We start from the raw sequence: 12,915 nt of genomic DNA, 5'->3' as shown, positions 1-12,915 counted from the left end.
CGGCGCCTCCCGCTCTCGAGTGGTCAGTTCGGCGCGCGAGCGGTCACTTCCGCGCGCGAGCGGTCACTTCCGCGCCCGAGCGGTCACTTCCGCGCCCGAGCGGTCACTTCCGCGCCCGAGCGGTCAGTTCCGCGCGCGAGCGGTCACTCCAGCACGCGAGCGGTCACTGCCACGCGTGAGCAGTGCCAACCCGCTCAAGCGGCCGGACGCATCCGAGACCGACACCTCTCTCCCCGAACTGACCGCTCACAAGCGCGACTGACCGCTCACATCCCGGACTGACCGTTCACGCGCGGGACTGACCGTTCACGCGCGGAACTGACCGTTCGGACGCCGAACTGACCGCTCACCCGCCGGAGGCGCCACTCGGCGCCGCCGCTGCGGGCGGAGCGCCGGCGTGGCTAGTAGAGGAGCGCGGTCAGGCGCTTGCGCGCCGCGATCACGCGCGGGTCCTCGAGACCGACGATCTCGAAGTGGTCGAGCAGCCGCAGGCGAACGTCCTGCTTCTCGTCGCCCGGCAGCGTCGCCATGAGCTCGAGCAGCCGCAGGAACGCATCCTCGACGTGCCCGCCCGAGACGTCGAGGTCTGCCGCGAGCATCTGCGCTTCGATGTCGCGCGGCGCCGCGGCCGCAGCAGCGCGCACCTCGTCGGTCGTCTTGCCCTGCAGCCGCGAGAGCAGCCGCACCTGCGCGAGCCCGGCGATCGCGTCGGCGTCGCGCGGGTTCTGCGCGATCGCCTTCTCGAACGCCGCGATCGCTGCGGGCAGGTCGCCCGTCTCGAGCGCGTCGTACGCCTCCTGGTGCAGCGGCGGCACCGGCTCGGGCGCGGGCTCGGCGGGCGCCTCGTCGGCGTCGCCGACCGGCACGCGACCGGTGATGCCCTGCTGCTCGGCGAACGCGAGCACCTGCTCGAGGACGTCCTTCACCTGCTCCTCCGGCAGGGCGCCGGTGAAGAGCGGCGCCGGGCGGCCCCCGATGACAGCCGCGACCGTCGGGATCGACTGCGCGTTGAACGCCTGCACGAGCTGCGGGTTCGTGTCGGCGTCGACCTTCGCGAGCACGAGCCGGCCGCCGTGGCCCTGGATGAGGCGCTCGAGCACCGGCGAGAGCTGCTTGCACGGCCCGCACCACTCGGCCCAGATGTCGATGATGACCGGCACGCGGTTCGAGAGCTCGACGACCTGCGCGAAGTCGGCGTCGGTGACGTCGATGATCGCGCTCGGCATGCCGCCGGGCGCGCCGTCCCCCGCGGGCGAGGGCGCGGGCTGCTCGTGGCGGGCGGCGAGGGCCGACAGGTCGACCGCTCCCCCCATCGACGCTGGCAGTCGAGCCTCCGACATCACTGGACCTCCCTTGCGCTCACGAGCGACTGGCTGTAGCCGACGACCTGGATCTGCGTGCCCTCCGGCGCATCCGCCGGCGGCACCGAGAAGAGCACCTGGATCTGGTAGGTCGTCTCAATCCCGGTGTCCGACTGCTGGACGCCGGCGAGGATGCCCGCGCCGGCCTGCGCCTCGATCTCGACGCCGCTCTCCGTCGGGGTGGTGCGCTGCGTCTCGAGGAACGACGTCGCCAGCAGCGCGCCGCCCTCGTTCGTGACGAGCAGCATCGGCGCCTGCTCGTCCTCGGCGACGCTCCACTCGAGGTTCGAGAGCTCGAACTCGGGCAGCGCGCGCATCGCGTCCTTCGCGGGACGTCCGATCTCGGCGCGCAGCGCATCCCCCTCCTCGCGGAACCACGAGTTGTACTGCGACTCGGCGCCGTTCAGGATCACGTCGGCGTACGCGGCGGTGATCTCGTTCGGCCGGTGCAGCAGCAGCGGGGTGTCGCCCGGCAGGCTCGCGGCGCCGATCGTCGGGCTGGCGACGGCCGGCAGCTGCACGCCAGAGGCGAGCGTCATCATGTAGGCGAGCCGGTAGTTGGAGCGCGCGTCGGGCTGCTGGAACATGAGCGCCGACTGGGCCTGCGCGCCGTCCTGCCACCCGACGACGGCCATGACCGAGCGGGGCCACACCTCCGTCTGCTGCGGGAGCAGCAGCTCGACCTCGCCGTCGGGGATCCCGGGCGCCGGCGCGAGCTCGGCGTTCTGCGAGCGCACCTGGTAGTTCGTCGTGCGGGCCTCGAGCATCGGGCCCGCGAGGCGGCTCGCGGCGACCTCGGCGTTCAGCGCCTCGTCGGCCTCGGCGACCGTCTCGCGCGTCGACTCGAGCACGCGGTCGAACTGGTTCTCGGTGAGCGCGACCGGCGGCAGGGTCTCCTCGAGCGTCGAGGGCGTGGGCGCGTCGGTCGGGGCCGCCTCCGTCTCGCCACCGGGCCAGTACTGGGGCCCGCAGCCGGTGAGGCCGACGATCGCGACGACGGGCAGGGCGATGAGCCCGAAGCGGCTGCGGCGCGAGCGCGTCGCGCGCCGCTCGCGCGTGCCCGACTCGCGCTCGGGGGTGTCGGGGGCGGATGCCGTCCCGGGCTCGGGCGCGGACGCCGCGGCGGGCGCGCCGTCGGCACCCTGCTCGGCCGACGACGCCGAAGCCGTCTCCGACGCGGGCTCCGCGCTCGACGGCGTCGACCCATCCGCCTCGACCGCGCCCTGCTCGCCGGCGGGCGGCGCGGGCGAGATGGGCTTCGCGGGCAGCGGCAGGCCCTCCTGCGCCTCGCGGCGCAGCGCGCGGCGCTCGGTGCGCGAGAGCTCGCGGTGGCTGCGGCGCTGCGGGCCGCGGCGGCGACGGTGGTGGCGCAGCGCGAGCAGCAGGAACAGCAGCGCGAGCGCGAGGAAGACGAGGCCGGCGGTGATGAGCGGGCCGAAGAGCGGCGTCTTCGCATCGAACGGCCACGCGACGCCGATCGCCGCCGGGGCGGCCTCGCCGGGCGCGCCCGTGATGGCGACCGAGTAGCCGATCGGCAGGTCGATCGTCAGCTCGATCGATCCCTCACCCTGCGTCTCCTCGATCCACATGTCGCTGCCGGCGATCTGGGGCAGGGGGTCCTCGTCGCCGCGCTGCTCGTCGAGCACGAGGGCGTCGGTCTCGTCGACGCTCGCGATCGCGTGCGCGCTCTCACCGACCCAGCCGGCGACGTCGTGGGCGCGGCCGACGACCGCGGTGACGGGGCCGTCGCCCTCGACGGTGAGCGTCTGCACGCCGTCGTGCGCGTTCATCGCCTCACCCGGGATGATGACGACCTGGGACTCGGCGGGCTCTTGGACCTGGGCGACGATCGTCTCCGGCGGCGCCCAGATCGTGCGCTGCCCGATGCCGAGGCCGAGCAGCACGAGCGAGATCGCGAGGCTCACGGCCGCGAGGATGTATCGCACGGGTCAGAGGTCCTTTCACGCTCGCCGCGGGTTGCGGCGGGCCGTCCGGCCGGACGACGCAGAGCGGGCAAGCCTCCAGGGTACCGACGATCCCTGGGTGCTGCCAAGCGCCCGGTGATAGCGGGCTCCGCTCGGCCGCGCGGCGTGCAGGGAGCGGCGTGCGGCGTGAGCCTAGGATGCGGGTTGTGAAGATCCGCAACGCCTTCGTGCTCGGCCTGCTCGGCGGCCTGGGCGTGCTCCTGGCCATCGCCATCGGCGCGGCGGTGCAGCAGATCGGCACCGTGCTCGTGTGGGCGTTCGCCGGCATCTTCCTCGCGCTCGGCCTCGAGCCGGTCATCCAGTTCCTCATCCGCCGCCGCGTGCCGCGCTGGGCCGCGGTGCTGCTGATCTTCATCGTGATCGTCGCGGCGCTCGTGGGCGCCGGCTGGCTCATCGTGCCGACGATCGTGGCGCAGTTCTCGCTCCTCGTGCAGGCGATCGCGCAGGAGGTCGAGAGCGGCCTGCTCGACAGCGTGCTCGACTGGGTGCGCGAGACGTTCCCGGCCTTCGACGTCGACGGCACGCTCGACCAGCTCGGCGGCGCGCTCACCGACTTCAACACCTGGTCGTCGCTGCCGCCGTGGATGGCGGAGGTGCTCGGGTCGATCGTCGCGAGCGTCGGGCAGGTCGCGTTCGCGATCGGCGGCGCGCTCATCGTCGTCGTGCTGATGCTCTACTTCACGGGCTCGCTGCCGGCGATCAAGTCGGGCATGTACCGGCTCGTGCCGGCGTCGTCACGACCCAAGTTCATCGAGATCGCCGAGCAGATCATGAAGTCGGTCGGCCGCTTCGTGCTCGGCCAGGGCGCGCTCGGCCTGCTCAACGGCACGCTCTCCCTCATCGTGCTCTCGATCGTCGGCTCCGAGCTCGCGGGCGTCTACGCCTTCATCGCGCTCATCGCCTCGACCATCCCGCTCGTCGGCACCATCACCGCATCCGTCGTCATCTCACTGCTCGTGCTGCTGCTCGACGGACCGCAGACAGCCCTGCCGGTCGCGATCTGGTACCTCGTCTACATGCAGCTCGAGGCGTACGTCATCAGCCCGCAGGTCATGAACCGCGCGGTGAAGGTGCCGGGCGTCGTGGTCGTGCTCGCGGCCCTCACGGGCGGCACCCTGCTCGGCATCCTCGGGGCGCTCGTCGCGATCCCGGTCGCGGCAGCGATCCAGCTGATCCTGAAGGAAGTCGTGATCCCGAAGCAGGATCTGAAGTAGCTCAGGCGGCGCGCCAGCAGCCGGTGTGCCAGTGGCGGCGGTCCTCGATCGCCCGCTCGCCGAAGATCGAGTCGGCGCGCCAGACGACGACGTGCGCGGTGCCGGTCGCGACGACCTGGCCGCAGCCCGGGCACGTGTAGTCCTTGAGCGCCGCGTGCGCCGCCATCGGCTGCACGTGCCACTCGCCGCCCGCGCGCCGCTCGACGCGCCGCACGCCCTGCATGAGCCGCTCGACGTCGAGCGGCACGTGCTCGGTGGTGCGGCGACGGGACGGCCGCCGCGACGGCATCAGTACCAGCCGACCCGCTGCGAGTGCGCCCAGGCGCCGCACGGGGTGCCGTAGCGGCCCGAGATGTAGCCGAGGCCCCACGTGATCTGCGTCACGGGGTTCGTCTGCCAGTCGGCTCCGGCCGAGGCCATCTTGGAGCCGGGCAGGGACTGCGGGATGCCGTACGCGCCGCTCGAGCGGTTCTGCGCGTAGACGTTCCAGTTCGACTCCTTCTGCCACAGCGAGTAGAGGCAGGAGTACTGGTCCTCTCCCCAGCCGCGGTTCAGCACCATCTGGCGCGCGATCGCCTGGGCGGAGCCGGGGTCGGGCGCGGCGACCGCGGGGATCGGCACCGCCGCGCGCGCTGCCGTGCCGCCGCTGCCTGCCGCGGGAGCCGCTGCGGCGCGCGCGGGCTCAGGCGTGGGCGTGGGCGTCGGCGTGGGCGTGTGCACGACGATCGTGTCGCGGATGAGCGACGCCTGCTCGCCGGTGACCTCGCCGAGCGCCTGCCCGGGTCGCGGCTCGCTCAGCAGCGTGGCCGGCTCGGCAGCGACCTGCGCGCCCGGGCTCGCGGCGACGGAGACGAGCACGAAGCCCGCAGCGGCGACGAGCGAGACGCCCGAGAGCACGCCGCGAGTGCGCGTCGAGCGCGCGGAAGCGGTGGCAGATCGGGTGAACACGAGGGTCGACGTTATCACGGAATGGTAACGAAGCCGAGGGTGCGAGGGTCAGCGCACCGCCAGCATGAGGCCCACGACGGTGTCGAGGAGCGCATCCACCTCGTCCTCGTCGTAGCCCCCGAACTGCGCGTCGAACTGGGCCGTGCGCACCTCGCGAGCCGACATGTCGGGTCCGTCCTCGAGGTAGTCGGCGATGCGGGCGGCGAACGCGTCGACCTCGGCGACCCGGTAGCCGCGCGAGATGCGGCTCACGCGCCGGAAGCGCTCGCCGTCGCCCTGGCGCAGCTGCGCGAGCACCTGCACGGCGCGCTCGCGGATCTGCGCGTACCACGCCTCTTCCCCGTGCTCGGCGATCCCGCGCTCGTGCTCGCGCCGCGCGAACGCCTCCTCGAGCCGCTCGAGCGCGGCGTCGACGTGCGCGGGCGAGTAGCCGCCCTTCTGCATCGGGAAGCTCGTGCGCCGGATGCTCGACGAGTCGATCGCCGTCGCGGCGCGGGCATCGGTCGCGTAGGCCCGTCGAGCATCCTCGAGGAAGTCCTCGACCTGCTCGATGTCGTAGCCGGGCTGCGACCTCTTCGCCCTCGGGAACGTGCTCATCGTCACCATCATGTCAGGGGCGGCTCGCCTCAGGCGTGCACCACCTGGAAGAGCGCCATCATCACGACCGCGCTCGGCAGCACGGAGTCGAGCCGGTCGAGGAAGCCGCCGTGGCCCGGCAGGAACGATCCGATGTCTTTGATGCCGAGGTCGCGCTTGATGATCGACTCGGCGAGGTCGCCGACCGTCGCGGTGACGACGAGCAGCGCGGCGAGGATGAAGCCGAACCACCACTCCTGGTCGAGCAGCCACACCGAGAGCGCGATGCCCGTGAGCGTCGCGAGCAGCGCGCCGCCCGCGAGGCCCTCCCACGTCTTGCCAGGGCTGATGCGCGGCGCGAGCTTGTGCTTGCCGAGCAGCACGCCGGCGGCGAGCGCTCCGGTATCGATGACGGTCGTCATGGCGATCATCGCGAGCGTCCACCACTGGCCGCCCTCCTGCGCCGTGAGCAGCACGGCGAAGCTGCCGAGCACCGCGATGTAGGCGATGCAGAGCGCACCGCCCGTGACGTCGGCGAAGACGGCGGATGCGCCGGTGCGGGTGCGCACGTCGGCGAGCTCGAGCACGCGCACGAGCGCGACGAGCGCGATCGCCCCGAGCGTCGACCACCACAGTCCCGCGGCGCCGAAGTACCACGTGATCGGCACGATCGCGCTGCCGAGCAGCACGAGCGGGATGCGGGGCACGTCGCGGCCGGCGAACCGCAGCGCGCTCGCGAGCTCGTAGAGCGCGAACCCGACCATGACCGTGCCGAAGAGCATGAAGAGCTCCTTGACCCACAGCATGCTCGCGAGCAGGAGCGCGCCGAGCAGCAGGCCGATGCCGATCGCGGCGGCGAGATCGCGGCCGGTGCGCTTGTTCACGCGCGCGCGAGTCGCCTCGATCTGATCCCTGGCCGCGTGGATCTGCGCCTGGATCTGGGCGTCGATCTCGGCGGCGCTGCGGTGCTCCTTGCGCATCCGTCGCCTCCCGAGCCCTCGATCAGACCTCGAGGAGCTCGGCCTCCTTCTTCTTGAGCGCCTCGTCGACGCCCTCGATCGCCTGCTTCGTGACCTGCTCGAGCTCCTTCTCGGCGCGCGCGATCTCGTCGTCCCCGACCTCGCCGGTGAGCTTGTCGAGGTCGGTCATCGCCTGGCGGCGCACGTTGCGGATCGCGACGCGGGCCTGCTCGGCCTTGTCCTTGACGATCTTGACGTAGTCCTTGCGGCGCTCGGCCGTGAGCTCGGGCATGGTGATGCGCACGATCTGGCCGTCGTTCGACGGCGTCACGCCGAGGTGCGGGGCGTTGACGATCGCGCGCTCGATCTCCTTGAGCGCCGACTTGTCGAACGGCGTGATGACGAGCGTGCGAGCCTCGGGCTGCTGGAACGACGCGAGCTGCACGAGCGGCGTCGGCGTGCCGTAGTACTCGACGTTGAGGCGCTGGAACAGCGCCGCGTTGGCGCGCCCGGCGCTCACCGTCTGGAAGTCGTCCTTCGCGACCTCGATCGACTGGGCCATCTTCTCCTTGGCCGAAGCCAGAACGTCGCTGATCACGTGGTTCCTTCCGTTGCTGTGGATTCTAGTGCGCGGATCGCGGGATCAGGCGCGGACGAGCGTGCCGACCGGCTCGCCGAGGATCGCCTTGGCGAGCGCGCCGTCGCCGTCCATGCCGAAGACGCGCATCGGCATCCGGTTGTCCATGCACAGGCTGAACGCCGTGGAGTCGACGACCTTGAGGCCGCGCACGAGCGCGTCCTGGTAGGTGATCTCGTCGAAGCGGGTGGCGGTTGCGTCGAGCTTCGGGTCGGCGCTGTAGACGCCGTCGACGCCGTTCTTGGCGACGAGCACCTGGTCGGCGTCGATCTCGAGCGCGCGCTGCGCCGCGACCGTGTCGGTCGAGAAGTAGGGCAGGCCGGCGCCGGCGCCGAAGATGACGACGCGGCCCTTCTCGAGGTGGCGCTCGGCGCGACGCGGGATGTACGGCTCGGCGACCTGCGTCATCTGGATGGCCGACTGCACGCGCGTCTCGGCGCCCGCCTGCTCGAGGAAGTCCTGCAGCGCGAGGGAGTTCATGACCGTGCCGAGCATGCCCATGTAGTCGGCGCGGCCTCGGTCCATGCCGCGCTGGCTCAGCTCTGCGCCGCGGAAGAAGTTGCCGCCGCCGACGACGATCGCGATCTCGACGGTCTCGGCCGCCTCGGCGATCTGCTTCGCGATCGCGGAGACCACGTCGGGGTTCACGCCGAGGCTGCCGCCGCCGAACGACTCGCCCGAGAGCTTCAGGAGGACTCGGCGGCGCGACTGTGCTGGCATGGACTCCTCCTGGATCGTGACCCCCGGCGGGCCCTGAGAAGCCTACCGCGACCCGGGAACCGCGAAGACGGGAACGCCAGAGGGCCGGGGTCTCCCCCGGCCCTCCAGTGCTGCGTGCTGCGTGCTGCTACGCGCCGACCTTGAAGCGCGCGAAGCCGGTGACCGTCAGGCCGGCGGCCTCGAGGACCTTGCCGACGGTCTGCTTGCTGTCGCGGGCGTAGTCCTGGTCGAGCAGGACGATCTGCTTGAAGAACCCGGTGAGGCGGCCCTCAATGATCTTCGGCAGGGCACCCTCGGGCTTGCCCTCGCCGCGAGCGATCTCCGAGACGAGCTCGCGCTCCTTCTCGACCTGCTCGGCCGGCACCTCGTCGCGCGAGACGAAGGTCGGGTCGAACATCGCGATGTGCTGCGCGACGGCGCGCGCCGTCTCCGCGTCGTCGCCCGAGTAGGCGACCACGACGCCGACCTGCGGGGGCAGGTCCTTCGACGTGCGGTGCAGGTAGACGGCGTGCTGGTCGCCCTCGACGCGCGTGACCTTCGTGAGCTCGACCTTCTCGCCGATGGTGGCGGCCTGCTCCTCGATGATCGACTTGACGGTGCCCGACTCGGCCGGAGCGGCGAGCGCCGACTCGAGGTCGGCGGCGCCTGCCGCGGCGACGGCCGCGACGACGCGCTCGGAGAGCGCGATGAACTTCTCGTTCTTCGCGACGAAGTCCGTCTCGCAGCCGAGCGCGATCATCGTCACGGCGCCCTCGCCCTCGGCGACGGCGACGAGGCCCTCGCTCGTGGAGCGGTCGGCGCGCTTCGCGTTGCCCTTCGCGCCCTTGAGGCGGAGGATCTCGGTCGCCTTCTCGACGTCGCCGCCGGCCTCCTCGAGGGCCGCCTTCGTGTCGCTCATGCCGGTGCCGAGCTGCTCGCGCAGCATCTTGAGGTCGGCGATGCTGATGTTGGCCATGCGCTGCTCCTTAGTTCGACTCGGACGCGGTGGCGTCCTCGGTGGTCTCGGCGGCGGGAGCCTCCACGGCGGGGGCCTCCTCGGCGAGGGGCGCCTCGGCGGCGGCCTCGTCAGCGGCGGGCGCAGCGGCCTGCTCGGCGTCGGCCTGCTCGGCGTTGGCCTGCTCGGCGTTGGCCTGCTCCAGGAGCTCGCGCTCCCACTCGGCCATCGGCTCGACCTCGGCGTCCGCACCGCCGCCGTGGCGCTGCATGAGCCCCTCGGCAGCCGCGTCGGCCACGATCTTCGTCAGCAGCGCGACCGAGCGGATCGCGTCGTCGTTGCCCGGGATCGGGTACGTGACGTCGTCGGGGTCGCAGTTCGTGTCGAGGATGGCGATGATCGGGATGCCGAGCTTCTTCGCCTCGTCGACCGCGAGGTGCTCCTTGTTCGTGTCGACGATCCACAGCGCGGACGGCGTGCGCTGCAGGTTGCGGATGCCGCCGAGCGACTTCTGCAGCTTGAGGAGCTCGCGCTTCTTGAGCAGCAGCTCCTTCTTCGTGTAGCCCTGCGTCGTGTCGTCGAAGTCGAGCTCCTCGAGCTCCTTCATGCGGCTGAGGCGCTTGGAGACCGTGTTGAAGTTCGTGAGCAGACCACCGAGCCAGCGCTGGTTCACGTAGGGCTGGCCCACGCGCGTCGCCTGCTCGGCGATCGACTCCTGCGCCTGCTTCTTCGTGCCGACGAAGAGCACGCTGCCGCCGTGGGCGACCGTCTCCTTGACGAAGTCGTACGCCTTGTCGATGTGGGCGAGCGACTGCTGCAGGTCGATGATGTAGATGCCGGAGCGCTCGGTGAAGATGAATCGCTTCATCTTGGGGTTCCAGCGTCGGGTCTGGTGCCCGAAGTGCACGCCGCTGTCGAGCAGCTGGCGAGTCGTGACGACGGCCATGGCCGCCTCCTTCTTCTGTTCTGGTTGCCAGCTCGACCGGTCGGCCGAGCCCCTGGCGCCCTGACGCACCACCACCAGGCGCTCGGGCACGGGACTTGCAGGCTCTGTGCTCGAGAGCTGGACCAACGGAGGTGTCGTCGCGACGGGCGCGCGTAGTCATCGCCGAGAGGCGACGCCCTCCCATGCTACACGCCGCGGGGCCCGCCGTCGCAGCCCCGTTCTCCACCGGTGCCGAGCGCATCCGCCCCGCCTGGTGGGCCTTCGCGCCACCCTGTCGGCATGCGTGCGCTCGCGATCCTGCTCGCGCTCGCGGTCGCGCCGTGGGCGTGGCCCGTCGAGCCCGCGACCGTCGCGCGCGCGTTCGACATGGCCGCTGGCCCCTACGGGCCCGGGCATCGCGGCATCGACCTCGAGGCGGCGCCGGGCTCGGCGGTCGTCGCGCCCGACGACGGCACGGTGCGCTTCGCGGGCCAGGTCGCCGGCAGGCCGGTCGTCTCGATCGAGCACGCGGGCGGCCTCGTGTCGAGCTTCGAGCCGGTCGAGCCCTCCGTCGCGCGCGGCGACGTCGTCCGTCGAGGCGACCGGATCGGCACCCTCCTCGCCGGTCACGTGCCGGGCTCGACGAGGCTGCACCTCGGGGCGCGGCTCGCCGGGCAGTACGTCGACCCGCTGCCGCTGCTCGGCGTCGAGCGGCCGGTGCTGCTGCCCATGCGAGGCGGCAAGCGCACGCTGGGACGCGGATGCGCTCGGGCGCGCGGGTGCCCTCAAGCGCGAGGGTGGGCGGTGCGGTACGCCTCGGCGAGGCGCTCGAGCGAGACGTGCGTGTAGATCTGCGTGCTGCCGAGGCTCGAGTGGCCGAGCATCTCCTGCACCGCACGGAGGTCGGCGCCGCCGTCGAGGAGATGCGTCGCCGCGGTGTGGCGGAGGGTGTGCGGCCCGTGGGGCCCCGAGCCCGGCGTCGCCTCGAGGAGCGACGTCACGAGCTCGTGCACGCGTCGCTGCCCGAGCCGGCCACCCCGCGCGCCGAGGAAGAGCGCGGGCTGCGAGCGCGCGGCGCAGACGAGCTGCGGGCGGCCGCTGCGGAGCCAGTCGACGACCGCGTCGAGCGCGGGTCGGCCGAACGGGACGACCCGCTCCTTCGAGCCCTTGCCCGTGACGCGCACGGTGAGCCGCTCGAGGTCGACGTCGTCGACGTCGAGCCCGACGAGCTCGCTCACCCGCAGCGCGCTCGCGTAGAGCAGCTCTACGACGGCGACGTCGCGGAGCGCCGCCGCATCGCCGTCCGCGGCCGCCTCGTGCAGCGAGCCGAGCACCGCGTCGATCGCCTGCCGCGAGAGCACGCGCGGCAAGTGGCGGTCGCGCTTCGGCGTGCGCAGCCGCGCCGCGACGTCGTCTCCGCCGTGCGCGGCGATCCAGCGGCTGAACCCGCGCGCCGCGGCCGATCGCCGCGCGATGGTCGACTTGCCCATGCCCGCCTGGGCGCTCGCGTAGAGCCAGTCGCGGAGCGCGTCGAGGTCGACGTCAGCGGCATCGCGGATGCCGGCGCGCTCGCAGTGCTCCTCGAGGCTCCGGAGGTCGCCGCGGTAGCCCCGCACGGTGTTCGCGGCGTAGCCGCGCTCGCGCTCGAGGTGGGCGAGGAAGCCTTCGATCGCCTCGGCGAGGTCCATTCAGGCGCCGTCCGCCGGAGCAGGCTTGCGGCTGAAGCGGTCGAGCCGCTCGGCGGGGTCGAGCGCGTCGACTGCGCGCGCGAGCTCGGCGGGCACCGTCTCGCGCGACTCGTGCGCCAGCGCCGGCACGACGGAGTGCGCGATCGCATCGGCGTAGACCTCGATGAGGTTGAACGACTGCGTCGCGTCGATCCCGTGCATCGCGGGAGGCGGGCCTGCGAGATCGTCGGCGTAGCTCGTCGCGCTCGCGAGCACGACCGGCACCTCGGCGAAGGTCCCTGAGCCGCCGATGTGGAGGTGGCCCGAGAGGATCGCGCGCACGTCGGCGCCGTCGACGACCTCGCGGAGCCGCTGCTCGTCGCGGAATTCGAGCAGCCGCATGAGCCGGGTGCGGTACGGCAGCGGCGGATGGTGCATGACGAGCACGGAGCCGAGCGCGGGCGGGTCCTCGAGCGCGTCGGCGAGCCACTCCGCCTGCCCCTCGTCGAAGCCGCCGTGGTGCCAACCGGGCAGGCTCGAGTCGAGCGCGACGATGCGCAGCCGGCCCACCTCCATGATCGAGTCGATCGGGTCGAGCGTCGCGCCGCCGAGGCCGAGCGCCTCGCGCATCGCGGGCCGCTCGTCGTGGTTACCGGCCGTCCAGACGATCCGCGCGCCGAGCTCCACCGCGACCGGTTCGAGGATCTCGCGCGCGAGCGCGTAGGCGCCCGGCTCCCCCAGGTCGGCCACGTCGCCCGAGACGACGACGACGTCGGCATCGGCGGCCGCGACGCGCAGTCGCGCCGCGGTATCGCGGAGGTGGGCCTCGGTGTCGACCAGCCCTGCGAGCGGCGCGCCGCCCGCGAGCAGGTGCGTGTCGCTGAGGTGGGCGATCACGACCGCCGCGTCCGGATGCATGCCGTAGGTCACGCGCTCAGGCTAGCCATGCCCCCGGACCCTGCTTCCCGAGCGCGCCGGAGCGGCCTCCG

14 protein-coding genes are annotated in these 12,915 nt (G+C 72.4%); 2 read left to right on the top strand and 12 right to left on the bottom strand.

The features are described 5' to 3' along the window. Nucleotides 1-401: 401 nt before the first annotated feature. On the bottom strand, nt 402-1,340 hold the full coding sequence (locus tag ACP7BI_RS08075) for a tetratricopeptide repeat protein (protein ID WP_425844934.1): 939 nt from the start codon (nt 1,338-1,340) through the stop codon (nt 402-404). Then, the gene (locus tag ACP7BI_RS08070) at nt 1,340-3,286 is read right to left on the bottom strand and encodes a hypothetical protein (RefSeq protein ID WP_425844932.1); all 1,947 of its coding nucleotides are present in this window, start codon (nt 3,284-3,286) and stop codon (nt 1,340-1,342) included. The genes ACP7BI_RS08075 and ACP7BI_RS08070 overlap by 1 nt, the downstream gene beginning before the upstream one ends. A gap of 206 nt (nt 3,287-3,492) precedes the next feature. Between ACP7BI_RS08070 and ACP7BI_RS08065 the strand changes: the two genes are divergently transcribed. Continuing rightward, nucleotides 3,493-4,560, top strand: coding sequence for an AI-2E family transporter (locus tag ACP7BI_RS08065; RefSeq protein ID WP_425844930.1), 1,068 nt, complete (start codon nt 3,493-3,495; stop codon nt 4,558-4,560). A 1-nt stretch (nt 4,561) separates the two neighbouring features. On the opposite strand, the gene ACP7BI_RS08060 is transcribed toward ACP7BI_RS08065, so the two are convergent. The 8 genes from ACP7BI_RS08060 to rpsB all read right to left on the bottom strand — a co-directional run bounded on the left by ACP7BI_RS08060 (nt 4,562) and on the right by rpsB (nt 10,280). Next, nucleotides 4,562-4,849, bottom strand: a complete 288-nt coding sequence (locus tag ACP7BI_RS08060) for a hypothetical protein (protein WP_211448714.1) — start codon at nt 4,847-4,849, stop codon at nt 4,562-4,564. Then, nucleotides 4,849-5,526 (bottom strand): transglycosylase SLT domain-containing protein, encoded by a 678-nt coding sequence (locus ACP7BI_RS08055; protein WP_425844928.1) that lies wholly within the window; start codon nt 5,524-5,526, stop codon nt 4,849-4,851. The genes ACP7BI_RS08060 and ACP7BI_RS08055 overlap by 1 nt, the downstream gene beginning before the upstream one ends. Before the next feature lie 30 nt (nt 5,527-5,556). Continuing rightward, the gene (locus tag ACP7BI_RS08050; protein WP_211448712.1) at nt 5,557-6,105 is read right to left on the bottom strand and encodes a DivIVA domain-containing protein; all 549 of its coding nucleotides are present in this window, start codon (nt 6,103-6,105) and stop codon (nt 5,557-5,559) included. A gap of 29 nt (nt 6,106-6,134) precedes the next feature. Then, on the bottom strand, nt 6,135-7,064 hold the full coding sequence (locus ACP7BI_RS08045; RefSeq protein WP_425844926.1) for a phosphatidate cytidylyltransferase: 930 nt from the start codon (nt 7,062-7,064) through the stop codon (nt 6,135-6,137). 22 nt (nt 7,065-7,086) lie between these two features. Beyond that, nucleotides 7,087-7,641, bottom strand: a complete 555-nt coding sequence (gene frr, locus ACP7BI_RS08040) for a ribosome recycling factor (protein WP_425844924.1) — start codon at nt 7,639-7,641, stop codon at nt 7,087-7,089. Between the two features lie 45 nt (nt 7,642-7,686). Continuing rightward, on the bottom strand, nt 7,687-8,400 hold the full coding sequence (gene pyrH, locus ACP7BI_RS08035) for a UMP kinase (protein ID WP_211448706.1): 714 nt from the start codon (nt 8,398-8,400) through the stop codon (nt 7,687-7,689). Nucleotides 8,401-8,527: 127 nt separating this feature from the next. Further along, nucleotides 8,528-9,355, bottom strand: coding sequence for a translation elongation factor Ts (gene tsf / locus ACP7BI_RS08030; RefSeq protein WP_425844922.1), 828 nt, complete (start codon nt 9,353-9,355; stop codon nt 8,528-8,530). Between the two features lie 10 nt (nt 9,356-9,365). Further along, nucleotides 9,366-10,280 (bottom strand): 30S ribosomal protein S2, encoded by a 915-nt coding sequence (gene rpsB / locus ACP7BI_RS08025; RefSeq protein WP_425844920.1) that lies wholly within the window; start codon nt 10,278-10,280, stop codon nt 9,366-9,368. 279 nt (nt 10,281-10,559) lie between these two features. Here rpsB and ACP7BI_RS08020 point away from each other — a divergent pair, with 279 nt between their 5' ends. After that, nucleotides 10,560-11,108 carry a murein hydrolase activator EnvC family protein gene (locus ACP7BI_RS08020; protein WP_425844918.1) on the top strand — a complete coding sequence of 183 codons (549 nt, stop codon included), beginning with the start codon at nt 10,560-10,562 and terminating at the stop codon, nt 11,106-11,108. On the opposite strand, the gene ACP7BI_RS08015 is transcribed toward ACP7BI_RS08020, so the two are convergent. After that, nucleotides 11,045-11,947, bottom strand: coding sequence for a tyrosine recombinase XerC (locus ACP7BI_RS08015; protein ID WP_425844916.1), 903 nt, complete (start codon nt 11,945-11,947; stop codon nt 11,045-11,047). The two genes, ACP7BI_RS08020 and ACP7BI_RS08015, sit on opposite strands and share 64 nt — an antisense overlap. Beyond that, nucleotides 11,948-12,856, bottom strand: a complete 909-nt coding sequence (locus tag ACP7BI_RS08010; protein WP_425844914.1) for a metallophosphoesterase — start codon at nt 12,854-12,856, stop codon at nt 11,948-11,950. Between the last annotated feature and the right edge of the window lie 59 nt (nt 12,857-12,915).

The sequence above is a fragment of the Agrococcus sp. TSP3-2-1 genome (assembly GCF_049897585.1).
Classification (GTDB): domain Bacteria; phylum Actinomycetota; class Actinomycetes; order Actinomycetales; family Microbacteriaceae; genus Agrococcus.
The sequence above is the reverse complement of the archived record's forward strand: the minus strand, read 5'-3'. Positions and strand labels throughout refer to the sequence as shown.

Bases quoted from the DNA above. Each gene is read 5' to 3' on its own strand.
- ACP7BI_RS08075 (WP_425844934.1), bottom strand. From the start codon at position 1,340: ATGTCGGAGGCTCGACTGCCAGCGTCGATGGGGGGAGCGGTCGACCTG.
- ACP7BI_RS08060 (WP_211448714.1), bottom strand. From the start codon at position 4,849: ATGCCGTCGCGGCGGCCGTCCCGTCGCCGCACCACCGAGCACGTGCCG.
- ACP7BI_RS08050 (WP_211448712.1), bottom strand. From the start codon at position 6,105: ATGAGCACGTTCCCGAGGGCGAAGAGGTCGCAGCCCGGCTACGACATC.
- ACP7BI_RS08045 (WP_425844926.1), bottom strand. From the start codon at position 7,064: ATGCGCAAGGAGCACCGCAGCGCCGCCGAGATCGACGCCCAGATCCAG.
- pyrH (WP_211448706.1), bottom strand. From the start codon at position 8,400: ATGCCAGCACAGTCGCGCCGCCGAGTCCTCCTGAAGCTCTCGGGCGAG.
- tsf (WP_425844922.1), bottom strand. From the start codon at position 9,355: ATGGCCAACATCAGCATCGCCGACCTCAAGATGCTGCGCGAGCAGCTC.
- rpsB (WP_425844920.1), bottom strand. From the start codon at position 10,280: ATGGCCGTCGTCACGACTCGCCAGCTGCTCGACAGCGGCGTGCACTTC.
- ACP7BI_RS08020 (WP_425844918.1), top strand. From the start codon at position 10,560: ATGCGTGCGCTCGCGATCCTGCTCGCGCTCGCGGTCGCGCCGTGGGCG.
- ACP7BI_RS08015 (WP_425844916.1), bottom strand. From the start codon at position 11,947: ATGGACCTCGCCGAGGCGATCGAAGGCTTCCTCGCCCACCTCGAGCGC.